Origin of the sequence: Microbacterium sp. AISO3 (assembly GCF_002204305.1) — a bacterium.
GTDB lineage: Bacteria > Actinomycetota > Actinomycetes > Actinomycetales > Microbacteriaceae > Microbacterium > Microbacterium arborescens.
This window is the reverse complement of the sequence record NZ_NHRF01000001.1, coordinates 584,915-598,210: the sequence shown is the minus strand read 5'-3', so window position 1 is coordinate 598,210 and position 13,296 is coordinate 584,915. Positions and strand designations below refer to the sequence as shown.

Here is a 13,296-nt window from a genome sequence, read left to right as displayed (position 1 = left end):
GGTTCCACACAGCCTCGCGACCCTGCGGCATCCGTGCGTTTCGGTCGTCATGAGCCCGCTGGTCACGTCCTCGTCCATATCAGCGACACGCACCTGCTGGCGGGTGGTGCTGCGCTCGGCGGGCGCTGCCGGGCTCTCGGTCACCGGTCCCGTGACGGCGACCGCGACGGAAGCGACCGTGCCCGAAGCGACCGCGGCGGAAGCGACCGCGCCTGAAGCGACCGTGACGCCAGCGACCGTACCTGAAGCGACCGTGACGCCAGCGACCGAAGCTTCGGCGACGGTAGTGACCGCGGCGACGGTGACCGGGCCGACGGCGACGGTGATGGCGCGGCCGATACCGGCCGGGGAGGCGACAACGGCTACAGCCGGGCGTCCGGACGCCACGGGCACAGGGGCGCTCGGGAGCACCGCGGGGTTCGGGAGCACCGCGGGGTTCACGGCCGCGCGGGAGGCTGCGGACACGTTCGAGAAGCCGCACGGCCCGCGAGCCGAAGCGCTGGTCACGCCGTCGTCGACGGCTGCGACGAGCCAGGGCGGCGCAGCCTCCGCACCTGCATCCGCACCAGCATCCGCACTGCTGCCGCACCCCGCGTCCGCACCGGCGGCTCCCCTGCCGCCCCCGGCGACGATCGCATCGGCGTCGCCCGCGCCGAGCAGCGCGCCGGCCACGCCGCCCCTCGCGCCCCAGCTGCGCGGCCCCGTCCTCTCCCTCGTGGCGGCCGAGCCGGGCCGGCACACGATGGTGCTGCGGGTATCGCCCGAAAGCCTCGGGCCGATCACCGTCACGGCGCACATCTCCGGGTCGTCCGTCACCGTCGAGCTGACCTCCGGCACGGCGGCGGCACACGACGCGATCCGGGCGGTCCTCGGAGATCTGCGCCGCGAGCTCGCCGTGCTCGCGCCGTTCTCGTCCGTGAGCCTGACCCCGGGTGACGATCCGTCACGGGCGTCGACGCTTCCGCCTCCGGCCCAGCACGCCGGAGGAGCAGGCGGGACGGCCGGCCAGACCTCGGACGGCGGCGCGTCCGACCGAACGCCGCAGCAGACCCCCGACGACCCGGGTCGCGGCGGGCGTCCCGGTCATGCGCCCGCTGTTCCCGCCGAACTCCCGCACGACCCAGCCCGCCCCGCGCCCCTCGAGGCCGGTCGCATCGACCTCTACGCCTGAATCGGAGAATCACCATGACCAGCGTTCCGCCCGTCGGCGTCGTGGGTGCCACGCCCGCGGCATCCGCCCCTCCCGCGCCGAAGCAGACCCTCGATTCCGAGGTCTTCCTGCAGCTGCTCGTCGCGCAGATGAAGAACCAGGACCCGAGCTCTCCGCTCGACACCAACGAGATGATGGCGCAGACGACGCAGCTCGCCATGATGGAACAGCTCGTCGCGCTCACCACGACCTCGTCGGAGCACTTCGCCCTCACGATGCGCCAGACCGCCGCCGCGCTCGTCGGCCAGCAGGCCTCGTACGTCGACGCCGACGGCACGACTCGCAGCGGTCGCGTGACGCAGGTGTCGTTCGAGAAGGGCGTGCCGCTCGTGACGATCGGCGGCACGGCGGTTCCGCTCGACGTCGTCTCGGGCATCGCGGTGTCGGATGCCGCGCCGCCCGCGGCATCCGCATCCTGAACCACGGCCACTCCGGCAACCCCCACCACCACGCCAGCCCCACACCGAAGGACACTCCATGCTCCGCTCGCTCTACGCCGGCATCTCCGGCCTCCGCTCGCACCAGACCATGCTCGATGTCACGGGCAACAACATCGCCAACGTCAACACCGTCGGGTTCAAGGCGGGCTCGGTGCAGTTCCAGGACACGCTGTCGCAGATCGTCCAGAACTCCCGTGCCGCGCAGGCCGGAGCCGGCGGCACGAACGCCGCTCAGGTCGGCCTCGGCACCCAGGTCGCGGCGGTCCGCACGAACTTCACGCAGGGATCGCAGCAGGCCACCGGCGTGCCCACCGACCTCATGATCGCGGGCGACGGCTTCTTCGTCGTCCGCAACGGCGCCGAGACGCTGTACACGCGCAACGGCTCGTTCGGCTTCGACTCCGCGGGTCGACTGACCACGAAGGACGGCGCGCTCGTGCAGGGCTGGAGCGCCGTCGACGGTGTCGTGCCGACGGGCGGACCGGTCGGCAACATCGCGCTTCCGGTGGGCGCCACCTCGCCCGGGCGCGCGACGACGACCGCCGCGGTGACGGGCAACCTGCCCTCGGGTTCCGCGGTCGGTGAGAAGCTCGTCCGCGACGTCACCGTCTACGACGCTCAGGGCGAGTCCCGCCAGCTCGCACTCACCTTCACCCGAACCGCGGGCGGCTGGGACGTCACCGACGGCACCGCGACGACGCAGCTCGCCTTCACCGACGGACGCCTGACGACGACGCCCGCGACGATCACCTCGGGTGGGGTCGCGGTCGACCTCTCGGCCATCACCGGCTACGCCGACCTCAGCACCGTCAAGCTCGGCGGTCAGGACGGGCGCGCGCCCGGAAGCCTCGTGTCGTACACGCTGTCGGCCGACGGCAGCCTCGTCGGCGCCTTCAGCAACGGAGCGACATCGGTGCTCGCTCAGATCGCCCTCGCATCCTTCGACAATCCCGAGGGGCTCGAGAAGGCCGGGTCGTCGCAGTACCGCGCCGGCGCCAACTCGGGCGCGGCCGACGTCGGCACGGCGGGCACCGACGACCGCGGCGGGCTCGTCAGCGGGGCGCTGGAGATGTCGAACGTCGACCTCTCGCAGGAGTTCACGAACCTCATCGTCGCGCAGCGCGGATTCCAGGCGAACGCCCGCATCATCACCACGAGCGACGAGGTGCTGCAGGAGCTGACCAACCTCAAGCGCTGAGCGCGGGCGCGGCCCGCAACTCCTCAGATTTCCTGCGGGTTCGGCCTCGCGGCCCGCGCGGCACCGAGCGCGCCGGTTTCTGTGGAGCTGCGCGCGCGGCCGGTCAGGGCCACAGCGGGTGCGCTCGCGCAGCTGCGTTACGAAGCGCAGCGGCGTCGAGCGGCGTCACCGTCTCGGGGATGCCGCGGGCCGGCCACTCGACGCCGACCTCGAACGTCGGCACCGGGGGTGTCGGCCAGACCCAGAACTCGCGCGCCCAGCTGTCGGCGTGACCCTGCGGCCGACCGAGCCCCTCGAGAACCGGCCCCTCGACCTGCGCGTCGGTCACGTCGCCGCGCGCCCACGGCGAATCGTCCTGCGTCGTGATCGTCCGCCCGTCGGCGAAGCGGACGCCCCAGCGCAGGCCCGTCGGATCGAACCGGTCATCGAGCTGCCCCCGGCCGTGCGCACGATCGAGGTACCCCCAGATCCGTTGCCGCGCGAGCCGGCCGGTCTCGGCCACGCGCACTGCCAGCCGCAGCACGACACCCTCGCGGTACACCCGCACGAGTTCCAGCGACACGACCGTGTCGGGCGAGCGGCCCACCTCTCGGTCGAGCGCCACGATCACGGGGGCGACGTGCCAGGGCGGCCCCATCCATGCCGGCATGTCGAGGGGCGGGTGGTCGTCGTCGGGGATCTCCCGCGGCTCGACGGGGCGGAAGAACGGGGGCTGCGGCGACGACGCTGACACGGGCGCAACGCTAACCGACCGCCGCGTCCTGCCGACAGTCCCCTCGGAGCCGTCGTACCCGCGACAGCTCGTTCCCCCGCGCGCCGACCGACGAGAAGGGCGACATGATCGTTCTGACACGACTGAACCGTCACCGGTTCGCCGTGAACCCCGACCTCGTCGAACGCATCCAGGCGAGCCCCGACACGACCCTCACGCTGGTCGATGGGGCGACGTTCGTGGTTGCCGAGACGATGGATGCCGTCATCCAGAGCATCGTCGAGTTCCGCGCCCGCGTGCTCGCGACGGCCCTCGGCCATGCCGCGGCATCCGCCACCGCGCCCGCATCGGCCACCGCACCGGCCATCGCACCGGAGGGCGAGCGCTGATGGACCCGTCACTCCTCATCGGCATCCTGCTGGCGTTCGGCGGCCTGTGGGCGATGATCCAGCTCGAGGGTGCCAGCCTCAACGCCCTGCTGCTGCCTGCGCCCATGGTGCTGGTCTTCGGCGCGACGATCGCGATCGGCATCGCTGGCGGCACGCTGCGGGATGCCGCGGGGGCGGTGCGCGCCCTGCCGCGGGCCTTCGTCGGCATCAAGGGATCGACCGAGGCGCTCATCGACACCGTCGTGGGCTACGCCGAGAAGGCACGCGCCGAGGGTCTGCTCGCCCTCGAGAGCGCCGTGGCCGACGAGAAGGATCCGCTGCTGCGCCACGCCCTGCAGAGCATCGCCGACGGAACGGATGCCGAAGACCTGCGGGTCGTGCTCGAGGACCGCGTCGCCACCGTCGCCGCGGAGCGCCGCACGGCCTCGCGCTTCTACTCCGCCCTCGGCGGGTACGCCCCGACGGTCGGCATCGTCGGCACGGTCGTCTCGCTCACCCACGTGCTCGAGTACCTCGACAAGCCCGACCAGCTCGGGCCCCTCATCGCCGCCGCGTTCGTCGCGACCCTGTGGGGCCTGCTGTCGGCGAACTTCATCTGGCTGCCGATCGGCACGCGGCTGCAGCGCCTCGCCGAGATCGAGGTCGACCGCATGACGCTCGTGACCGAGGGGATGCTCGCCGTCCAGGCGGGCAACCCGCCGATGCTCGTCGCCGAGCGGCTGCGGGCTCTCGCACCCGAGACCAAGCCCGGGCGTGGTCGGGCGAAGGCGGCGGCCGACGAGCCAGCGGACGCCGGGGTATGAGCGCGCCGCGTCGCCGCCGCGTCATGGAGTCCTCGCACGAGGGCCCCGACGAGCGCTGGATGGCGTCGTACCTCGACATGATCACGGTGATGATGTGCATGTTCATCGTCATGTTCGCGATGTCCAACGTCGACCAGGAGAAGTTCGAGCAGCTGCGCGCCTCGCTCGCGACCGGGTTCGGTTCGGAGATCTCCGACACCCGCGACGTCTCGGAGGGCGTCGTCGTACCACCCGAGCTGGTCGAGGAGGAGGGCGAGGGGTTCGTCGAGACGCCGACCGCTCCGACTCCGGCCGAGCAGGAGTACAGCTCGCTCGACGACCTGCGCTCACGCCTCGAGGGCGCTCTCGCCGAGCAGGGCCTGGGCGACGCCGCGACCTTCACGATCGACGACCGGGGCCTCACGATCGGTCTCGTCAGCGCCGAGACGTTCTTCGACACCAACAGCACCGACCTGAGCGACCGCGCCCGGGCCGTGCTCGACGCCGCGGGAGCCGTGCTCGCCGCCGACGCGCACCTCATCTCGGTCGAGGGCCACGCCGACGCCCGCCCCGCCATCGCGCCCTTCGCCGACAACTGGGAGCTCTCCACCGCGCGGGCCAACGGCGTGCTCGGCTACCTCGTCGATGCACGCGGGGTCGCGCGCGAGCGCATCAGCTCCGTGGGGTTCGGCTCGTCGCGACCGCTCGCCGAGGGATCGAGCGCCGAGGCCCTCGCGCAGAACCGCCGCGTCGACATCGTTGTGCTCTCGGACGCCGACGCCCAGGTGCGAGGCGAGCTCCCCGCGCTCGCCGCCGACGACGGCTGACTCCCCGGCACGACCTTCACCTGGCAGAACGCGTCCCCTCGCTCGGGCTGAGTGGGCGCAGACTGCCAACCCGACCCAACCCGCGGTGCCTCAGGGTCTCACTTGGCAGAACTTGCCCCATCCCGAACTCTGACTGGGCACAGACTGCCAACCCACCTCAGAGCCCGCGCCCACCCCAGGCCTCACCTGGCAGACCTCGCCCCATCCCCAGCCCCGACTGGGCACAAGCTGCCAACCCAACCCAAGCCGAGGCGCCTCGGGGTCTCACTTGGCAGACCTCGCCCCATCCCCAGCCCCGACTGGGCACAAGCTGCCAACCCGCGCCAACCCGCGGTGCCTCGGGGGCTCACTTGGCAGACCTCGCCCCATCCCCAGCCCCGACTGGGCGCAGACTGCCAACCCAACTCAGAGCCCGCGCCCACCCCAGCCCTCACCTGGCGGATTTCGCCCCATCCCCAGCCCCGACTGGGCACAAGCTGCCAACCCGAGCCAACCCGCGCCAACCCGCGCCAACCCGCGGTGCCTCGAGGTCTCACTTGGCAGACCCCGCCCCATCCCGAACTCTGACTGGGTACAAGCTGCCAACCCAACTCAGAGCCCGCGCCCGCGCCCACCCCCGCCCCCACCCAGCGAAGCGCGGGGCTAACCAGACGCGCGACGCGACCGATAGTCCCCGCCGTGCAGACCGTGCCGACCGCCCCGAGCGTGCGAACCGAGGATGCCGCAACCGCGGCCCCGGAACGCTACGACTTCGGGCGACCCGCGGCGCTGTCCCGCGAGCACACGCGCGCCCTGGCGGGGGCCTTCGACGCCTTCGCGCGCCAGTGGGCGATGCTCCTCGCCGCGAAGGCGCGGGTGCGAGCGCACATCGCCCTCGAACGCGTGAGCCTCGAGACCTACGACGAGTACGTCGCCACGGTCCCGCCGACGACGACGCTCGTGCTGTGCTCCGACGCGAGCTCGGACGATCGCGCGGTCATCGAGTTCCCGCTGCCGTCGGCGCTGTCGTGGATCGTGAAGATGCTCGGCGGGGACGGCTCGCAGCGGCCCGAGGCCCGCGCCCTCACGGCGATCGAGCAGGCGCTCATCCGGTCGCTCATGGATGAGACCCTCGGCCACCTCCGCACCGCCCTCGGATCCCTCCTGCCTCGCGAGCTGAGCGTCGGCGCGGTGCAGTACAACGCGGCCTTCGCCCAGGTCGTCGGCGGCCAGGACCTCGTCGTCGTGGCCCGGTTCTCGATGCGCCTGGCCGACCGCACCGAGACGGCGACGATCGCCCTCCCCGCCGCGACGCTGCTCGAGCGCCTGTCCGACAGCGCCTCGGCGCCGCGCGCCACGAACGACCCGGGGCTCGTCCGCCGGCACATCGAGCAGACGCCCGTCGAGGTGACGCTGCGACTCGCACCGCGCGCCGTCCGCCCCGCCGAAGTGCTCGACCTCGCCGTCGGCGACGTCATCTCGCTCGCGCACGCCGCCGACCGTCCCCTCGATCTCGCCGTCGACGAGCACGTCGTCGCATCCGCCGCCGTGGGGTCGCACGGCGCACGCCTCGCGTGCGTCGTGACGGCATCCGATCTCTCCCCCGCGCTGTCCGAGGAGTCGCCATGACCAGCACCACCACCCACGAGGCCGCAGCCGCGGCGGCGTTCGCCGACCGCCTGCCGACCGCGTCGCGCATCACCGCCCGCCCCGGGACGAGCGCGGGCGAGACCGGCGACGCGGTCATCGTCTCGTCGGTCGGCGACACGAGCGCGGCCCTCGCGGTCGTGGTGCTCGACGAGTCGGCTCTCGTCGGCGCGGACGCCGGCCTGCCGCTGTCCGAACGACTCCGAGACGCGCTCGACGCCGCGGCGACGGCGTTCGGGCCGAGCGTGCTCGGCGAGGCGAGCATCGGCGACGCCTCGTCGCTGTTCGCCCACCCCGCCGCGCAGGTGTTCGACCTCGTCGACGAGGATGCCCGGGTCATCGGGCGTCTCGCGGTCCGCGTGTCGCATCCCGCCGCCGCCTCGCCGCGCCGCCTGCAGCGCATCGCGGGCGTCGAGATGGAGCTGACCGTCGAGGTCGGCCGCACGCGCATGACCGTCCGCGACGTGCTCGACCTCGAGCCGGGCCGCATCATCGAGCTCGACCGCTCAGCCGGCGCCCCCGCCGACGTGAAGCTCAACGGACGGCTCATCGCCCACGGCGAGATCGTCGTCGTCGACCAGGACTACGCGGTTCGTATCACGCGCATCATCGAGAACGCGGAGGCCTGACATCGACGATCTGCTGCTCGCGCTGCGCGTCGTCGTCTCCCTCGGCGTCGTGCTCGCGATCGTGTGGGTGCTGCAGCGTCGCTTCTCGCGCGGCAGCGCCGCGGGGTCGCGCACGAGCCGTGCGCGCGGCCCCAGACCGGCGCGCTCGGATGCCGTCGCCGACATCACCGTCGTCGCCAAGCGCGGCATCGGGCCGAAGGCCCAGGTCGCCGTGGTCGAGATCGACGGGGCCCGTTACGTGCTCGGCATCACCGAGGGCGGGGTGTCGATGCTCGACCGGATCGACCCGTCGCCCGACACCACGACGGGGCACCCCGCGACGGCGGATGCTGCACACGGCGTCGGCACGGGCCGCCCGGCTCTCCGGGATGTCGCGGGCGACGAGCCTCTCGCACCGCCCGTGCCCCTGCTCCGCGCGCAGGCCCGCGCCGAACGCACTGCACGCACCGCCCGCACCACCCGCCCGGCGACCATGACCGCGCGCGATGCCGCACAGGTGCTGCGCCGGGCCCTGGGCGCGTGATCTCCGGCGGCGCGCTCGGGGCGCTCGTGCTCGTCGCCGCCTCGACACCCCCGCCGAACGGCGGCATCTCGGTCGACATCAACGGCATCGACGGCACGCCCTCGTCGTCGGTGCTGACGCTCATCGGCATCACTCTGCTGTCGGTCGCCCCGGCGCTGCTGCTGATGATGTCGTCGTTCACGAAGATCTTCGTCGTGCTGGCGATGACCCGCAACGCGCTCTCCCTGCCCACGATCCCGCCCAATCAGGTGCTCGCGGGCCTCGCCCTGTTCCTGACCCTGTTCGTGATGTGGCCGGTGCTGACCGAGATCAACACGGTCGCCGTTCAGCCCTACGTCGACGGCTCCCTGACGTTCACCGACGCGGTCGGCGTCGGTGCCGACCCGTTGCGCACCTGGATGCTGTCGTTCACGCGCGAAGAGGACCTCGCGCTGATGACCCGGTTCGCGGGGGCCGAGAATCCCCAGGATCCGGCGAGCGTCCCCATGATCACCCTCATTCCCGCGTTCATGATCTCCGAACTGCGCGCGGCCTTCATCATCGGCTTCGTCATCTTCGTGCCGTTCCTCGTGATCGACCTCGTCGTCGCGGCGGCGCTGATGTCGATGGGCATGATGATGCTCCCGCCGGTGATGATCTCGCTGCCCTTCAAGATCCTGCTGTTCGTGCTCGTCGACGGGTGGGGGCTCATCCTCCGCACCCTCATGGAGAGCTACGGAGCGGGCGGATGAACGGGGGCACGCGTGAACCCTGAAGCGGTCCTCGACATCGGCATGGAGGGCGTCGTGCTCGCCGCGAAGCTGGCCGCCCCGCTGCTGATCACGGCACTCGTGGTCGGCTTCGCCATCTCGCTCCTGCAATCGATCACGCAGATCCAGGAGGTCACGCTCTCGTTCGTGCCGAAGGCCGTCGCCGTCGCGATCGCCCTCGTCGTGTGCGGGCACTGGATGATCGCGGAGGCGATCGCCTTCACCCACACCATGTTCGACCGCATCCCGCACCTGCTCTCGGGCGGTTGAGATGCAGCTGCTGCTGGACTTCGCCTGGATCGAGGCCACGGGACTGGCCGCGGTCCGCACGACCGCCTTCGTCTTCACGGCCCCGCCGTTCTCGTACGGCGCCTTCCCCGCCCGCATCAAGGCGATGGTCGCGATCGGCGTCGCCCTCGCCCTCAGCGGCACGGTGGCGCCGGGCTACCAGAGCCTCGACACCGGCGCGTTCTTCCTCGCCCTGACCGCTCAGGTCGTCACGGGGGCGCTGCTCGGGTTCCTCGTGATGACGTGCTTCGCGGTCGTGCAGTCGGCCGGCGGCCTGATCGACGTCTTCGGCGGCTTCCAGCTCGCGCAGGCCTTCGATCCGCAGATGAACGTCAACGGCGCCCAGTTCACGCGCCTGTTCCAGATGATCGCCCTCGCCCTGCTCTTCGCGAGCAACGGCTACCAGCTCATCCTCGCGGGGCTCGCCCGGAGCTTCACGGCGATCCCCGTCGATGGGGTGCTCGACCTCGCCCGCCCGGTCGAGCTGCTGGTCGACACCGCGTCGCAGCTGCTCGTCGCCGCGCTGCAGATCGCCGGTCCCCTGCTGCTCGTCCTCTTCCTCGCCGACATCGCGCTCGGGCTCGTCAGCCGCGTCGCCCCCGCCCTCAACGCGTTCGCGCTCGGCTTCCCGCTGAAGATCATCCTGACGTTCCTCCTCGCCGGCAGCGTCATCCTCGCCCTGCCCGCCGTCGTCGGGGCCCTCACCGACCAGGCGACGGGCCTGCTGATCGGCGGAACCCGATGAACGGCGGCGCGTCATGAGCAGCGACAGCGGGGAACGCACCGAGCAGGCCAGCCGCCGGCAGCTGCGCGAGGCCCACCGCAAGGGCAAGCTCTCGCGCAGCCAGGACCTGTCCGCCTGGCTCGCGATCGGCACCGTCGCACTGGTCCTCCCCGCCATGATCGGGGCGGGTGCGGATGCCGGGGCGGCGCAGTTCGTCGAGATCGCCGCCGTCATCCGCAACCCCGACCCCGAGCACGCCGTCGCCGTCCTGTCGTCGGCGCTCGGCGGCATCCCGGCCATCCTGGGCACGGCACTGCTCGCCGTCGCGATCGTCGCGATCGTCGGGTCGGTCGCCCAGGGCGGCGTCCATCTGCGCGGCGTTCCGGCGCGGTTCGAGCAGTTCAACGTGCTGAACGGCGTCAAGCGGCTGTTCGGCCTGCAGGCGCTCTGGGAAGGCGCGAAGGCGCTGCTCAAGACCGCCGCGATCGGCCTCGCCCTGTGGTTCGTCGTCGCCGGGCTCATGCCCGTTCTCACGATGAGCGGCGCCCACCCGATCACCCGGCTGCTCGAGATCGCCTCGAACGTCGTGACCGCGCTGCTCATCACCGCCGTCGCCGTCGGCGTCCTGCTGGCCGCGGTCGACGTCCTCGTCGTCATGCGCCGCAACCGCAAGCACACCCGCGTCACGAAGAAGGAAGCGCGCGACGAGCACAAGAACTCCGAGGGCGACCCGCTCATCCGCAGCCAGCGCCGCGCCCGGCAGATGGCGATGAGCCGAAACCGCATGATCGCCGCCGTCGGAGATGCGGATGTCGTGCTCGTGAACCCCACGCACATCGCCGTCGCGCTCCGCTACGAGCCCGGCAAGTCGGCGCCGCGGGTCGTCGCGAAGGGGCAGGGCCTCATCGCCGAACGCATCCGCGACCGGGCGCACGAGGCCGGCGTCCCGCTCGTGCGCGACATCCCGCTCGCCCGTGCCCTGCACGGCGCCTGCCAGCTCGGCCAGGAGATCCCCGGCGATCTCTACACCGCCGTCGCGCGCGTGCTGGTCTTCGTCGACGGGCTCAAGCGCCGCGGCGCGGCACGCGGCGTCCACACCGTTCCCGAGAGGAAGGCACCCCGATGAACATCCTGAGAAGGTCGCTGGTGCCGATGGGGGTCGTCGGCATCATCATGCTGCTGATCGTGCCGGTGCCGCCGCCGATCCTCGACGTCCTCATCATCACCAACATCCTGTTCGCTCTGCTCATCCTGCTGACGGCGATGTTCGTGAAGCGGCCGCTCGATTTCGCGGTCTTCCCCTCGCTGCTGCTGGTGGCGACGCTGTTCCGGCTCGGCCTGAACGTCGCCTCGACGAAGCTCGTGCTGGGCGAGGCGCACGCGGGACAGGTCATCGACGCGTTCGCCGCGATCGCCGTCGGCGGATCGCTCGTCATCGGCATCGTGGTCTTCCTGATCCTCATCGTCATCCAGTTCGTCGTCGTGACGAAGGGCGCCGAGCGCGTCGCCGAGGTCGGCGCCCGCTTCACCCTCGATGCCATGCCCGGCAAGCAGATGGCGATCGACGCCGACCTCAACGCCGGCCTCATCAGCGATGCCGAAGCGCGGCGCAGGCGCGCCGAGATCGCCGCGGAGGCGGACTTCTACGGCGCGATGGACGGCGCCTCGAAGTTCGTCAAGGGCGACGCGATCGCCGGCCTCGTGATCATCATCATCAACCTCGTCGGCGGCGTCGCGATCGGCATGCTCTCGAAGGGCATGGAGGCGGGCGAGGCCCTCAACACCTACGCCCTCCTCACGATCGGCGACGGCCTCGTCACGCAGATCCCCGCGCTGCTCATGGCGGTCGCGACGGGCATGATCGTCACGCGCTCGGGAGCGGAATCCGACATGGGATCGGCCGCCGCGGCGCAGCTGACGCAGTCGCGCAACGCCCTGTCGATCGCGGGTGGCGCGGCGATCGTGATGTCGTTCATCCCCGGCATGCCGATGCTGCCGTTCCTCGTCATCGGCGCCACCCTGCTCCTCATCGCGCAGCGGGTCGGCCGACGCGAGCAGACGCAGGCTGCCGAGGACGCCCCGGCCGTCGATCCGCGCGGCGCCGTCGACACCCCCGAGGAACTGGCCGAGCGGATGCGGGTGCATGCGCTCGAGATCCTGCTCGCTCCCGACATCGTCGACCTCGTCACCGGCGGCCCCGACGACCTGCTCGGACGCGTGCGGGCGCTGCGACGCAAGACCGCTCTCGAGCTCGGACTCATCGTTCCGCCCGTCCGCACGCGCGACAGCATCGAGCTGCCGCCCTCGACCTACGTCATCCGGGTCGCCGGCATCGAGGCGGGCCGGGGCGTCGCACCCCGGGCCTCGCTCCTCGCCCTGGGCTCGGGGCTGGAGACCCTGCCCGGGCGGGCGTCGCCCGACCCCGTGTTCGGCATCGACGGCAAGTGGGTTCCGCTCGAGATGCGGCACAGCGCGGAACTTGCGGGAGCGACGGTCGTCGACCGCGCGAGCGTCATCATCACGCACCTCTCCTCGGTCATCCAGGCTCACGCCGCGCGGCTTCTCAGCCGCGAGGACGTCCGCCAGCTCACCGAGACGCTGCGGCAGTCGAGCCCCGCAGCGGTCGAGGAGCTCACACCGGCGCTGCTATCGCTGGCCGAGGTGCAGCGCGTGCTGCAGGGTCTGCTCGCCGAACGCATCCCGATCAACGACCTGACCCGGATCTACGAGGCGCTCGCGCTGCGCGCCAAGACGACGACCGAACCCGACGCCCTGATCGAGGCCGCACGTCTCGCGCTCGGGCCCGCCGTGGCGACGCGCTTCGCCGAGCAGGGGCGGCTGCGCATCGTGATGATCGACCCGCTGCTCGAGCAGTCGATGCTCGAAGCGATGCGGCCGAGCGAGGACGGCCCGCACATCGCGCTCGACCCGCACCGGCTCGAGGCGGTCGTCGCGTCGACGCGCGCGGCGCTGGAGGCGGCGGGCCCCGGACCCGAGCCGGTGCTCGTGTGCGCCCCGTCGCTGCGCTCGGCCGTGCGGCGCCTCATCTCGTCGCAGACCGACGGGCTGCCGGTGCTGTCGTACACGGAGGCGACGGCCGGGGGCCTCGCGATCGACACGGTAGGCGTGGTCCGGGACAGCATCGGCGACGCGCACGCCATCGCGACCGCATGAGACTCGCGTCGAGCGCGAGGCGCGC

15 protein-coding genes and 1 pseudogene are annotated in these 13,296 nt (G+C 72.0%); 14 read left to right on the top strand and 2 right to left on the bottom strand.

What is annotated here, in order from left to right:
• Positions 1-672 (bottom strand): annotated as a pseudogene (locus tag CBF90_RS18625) (hypothetical protein); the annotation flags it as partial.
• 43 nt (positions 673-715) lie between these two features.
• Here CBF90_RS18625 and CBF90_RS18620 point away from each other — a divergent pair.
• Genes CBF90_RS18620 through CBF90_RS02760 form a run of 3 tightly spaced genes read left to right on the top strand, consistent with a single transcriptional unit; the run spans position 716 to position 2,848 of the window.
• Positions 716-1,171, top strand: coding sequence for a flagellar hook-length control protein FliK (locus tag CBF90_RS18620; RefSeq protein WP_206780506.1), 456 nt, complete (start codon positions 716-718; stop codon positions 1,169-1,171).
• Positions 1,172-1,185: 14 nt separating this feature from the next.
• Positions 1,186-1,629, top strand: coding sequence for a flagellar hook assembly protein FlgD (locus tag CBF90_RS02765; RefSeq protein WP_036304747.1), 444 nt, complete (start codon positions 1,186-1,188; stop codon positions 1,627-1,629).
• Between the two features lie 58 nt (positions 1,630-1,687).
• The gene (locus tag CBF90_RS02760) at positions 1,688-2,848 is read left to right on the top strand and encodes a flagellar hook protein FlgE (protein ID WP_023953668.1); all 1,161 of its coding nucleotides are present in this window, start codon (positions 1,688-1,690) and stop codon (positions 2,846-2,848) included.
• 103 nt (positions 2,849-2,951) lie between these two features.
• Here CBF90_RS02760 and CBF90_RS02755 read toward each other — a convergent pair whose 3' ends face one another.
• Positions 2,952-3,581, bottom strand: coding sequence for a hypothetical protein (locus CBF90_RS02755; protein WP_088379848.1), 630 nt, complete (start codon positions 3,579-3,581; stop codon positions 2,952-2,954).
• Between the two features lie 104 nt (positions 3,582-3,685).
• Between CBF90_RS02755 and CBF90_RS02750 the strand changes: the two genes are divergently transcribed.
• From CBF90_RS02750 to CBF90_RS02700, 11 genes are all read left to right on the top strand, one after another.
• Positions 3,686-3,949, top strand: a complete 264-nt coding sequence (locus CBF90_RS02750) for a flagellar FlbD family protein (protein WP_064955564.1) — start codon at positions 3,686-3,688, stop codon at positions 3,947-3,949.
• Positions 3,949-4,752, top strand: coding sequence for a motility protein A (locus CBF90_RS02745; RefSeq protein ID WP_023953665.1), 804 nt, complete (start codon positions 3,949-3,951; stop codon positions 4,750-4,752). Before CBF90_RS02750 ends, CBF90_RS02745 begins: the two co-directional genes overlap by 1 nt.
• Complete coding sequence (locus CBF90_RS02740) at positions 4,749-5,558, top strand: flagellar motor protein MotB (RefSeq protein ID WP_114598359.1); 810 nt, start codon at positions 4,749-4,751, stop codon at positions 5,556-5,558. Before CBF90_RS02745 ends, CBF90_RS02740 begins: the two co-directional genes overlap by 4 nt.
• Before the next feature lie 678 nt (positions 5,559-6,236).
• On the top strand, positions 6,237-7,166 hold the full coding sequence (locus CBF90_RS02735; protein WP_083990559.1) for a flagellar motor switch protein FliM: 930 nt from the start codon (positions 6,237-6,239) through the stop codon (positions 7,164-7,166).
• Complete coding sequence (fliN, locus tag CBF90_RS02730; RefSeq protein WP_023953662.1) at positions 7,163-7,813, top strand: flagellar motor switch protein FliN; 651 nt, start codon at positions 7,163-7,165, stop codon at positions 7,811-7,813. Before CBF90_RS02735 ends, fliN begins: the two co-directional genes overlap by 4 nt.
• Before the next feature lie 49 nt (positions 7,814-7,862).
• Entirely contained in the window at positions 7,863-8,336 is a 474-nt protein-coding gene (locus tag CBF90_RS02725; RefSeq protein WP_023953661.1) for a flagellar biosynthetic protein FliO, read from the top strand.
• 26 nt (positions 8,337-8,362) lie between these two features.
• Complete coding sequence (fliP, locus tag CBF90_RS02720; protein ID WP_233494945.1) at positions 8,363-9,067, top strand: flagellar type III secretion system pore protein FliP; 705 nt, start codon at positions 8,363-8,365, stop codon at positions 9,065-9,067.
• Positions 9,068-9,079: 12 nt separating this feature from the next.
• Positions 9,080-9,355 (top strand): flagellar biosynthesis protein FliQ, encoded by a 276-nt coding sequence (fliQ, locus tag CBF90_RS02715; RefSeq protein ID WP_023953659.1) that lies wholly within the window; start codon positions 9,080-9,082, stop codon positions 9,353-9,355.
• Between the two features lies 1 nt (position 9,356).
• The gene (locus tag CBF90_RS02710) at positions 9,357-10,118 is read left to right on the top strand and encodes a flagellar biosynthetic protein FliR (protein ID WP_023953658.1); all 762 of its coding nucleotides are present in this window, start codon (positions 9,357-9,359) and stop codon (positions 10,116-10,118) included.
• Between the two features lie 13 nt (positions 10,119-10,131).
• Complete coding sequence (locus tag CBF90_RS02705; RefSeq protein WP_023953657.1) at positions 10,132-11,223, top strand: flagellar biosynthesis protein FlhB; 1,092 nt, start codon at positions 10,132-10,134, stop codon at positions 11,221-11,223.
• Positions 11,220-13,271: a flagellar biosynthesis protein FlhA gene (locus tag CBF90_RS02700; protein WP_023953656.1), complete on the top strand. Its 2,052-nt coding sequence runs from the start codon at positions 11,220-11,222 to the stop codon at positions 13,269-13,271. Before CBF90_RS02705 ends, CBF90_RS02700 begins: the two co-directional genes overlap by 4 nt.
• Positions 13,272-13,296 lie beyond the last annotated feature (25 nt).

Coding starts and splice junctions, on each gene's coding strand:
- CBF90_RS02765 (WP_036304747.1), top strand. CDS start 1,186: ATGACCAGCGTTCCGCCCGTCGGCGTCGTGGGTGCCACGCCCGCGGCA.
- CBF90_RS02760 (WP_023953668.1), top strand. CDS start 1,688: ATGCTCCGCTCGCTCTACGCCGGCATCTCCGGCCTCCGCTCGCACCAG.
- CBF90_RS02750 (WP_064955564.1), top strand. CDS start 3,686: ATGATCGTTCTGACACGACTGAACCGTCACCGGTTCGCCGTGAACCCC.
- CBF90_RS02745 (WP_023953665.1), top strand. CDS start 3,949: ATGGACCCGTCACTCCTCATCGGCATCCTGCTGGCGTTCGGCGGCCTG.
- CBF90_RS02740 (WP_114598359.1), top strand. CDS start 4,749: ATGAGCGCGCCGCGTCGCCGCCGCGTCATGGAGTCCTCGCACGAGGGC.
- fliN (WP_023953662.1), top strand. CDS start 7,163: ATGACCAGCACCACCACCCACGAGGCCGCAGCCGCGGCGGCGTTCGCC.
- CBF90_RS02710 (WP_023953658.1), top strand. CDS start 9,357: ATGCAGCTGCTGCTGGACTTCGCCTGGATCGAGGCCACGGGACTGGCC.
- CBF90_RS02705 (WP_023953657.1), top strand. CDS start 10,132: ATGAGCAGCGACAGCGGGGAACGCACCGAGCAGGCCAGCCGCCGGCAG.
- CBF90_RS02700 (WP_023953656.1), top strand. CDS start 11,220: ATGAACATCCTGAGAAGGTCGCTGGTGCCGATGGGGGTCGTCGGCATC.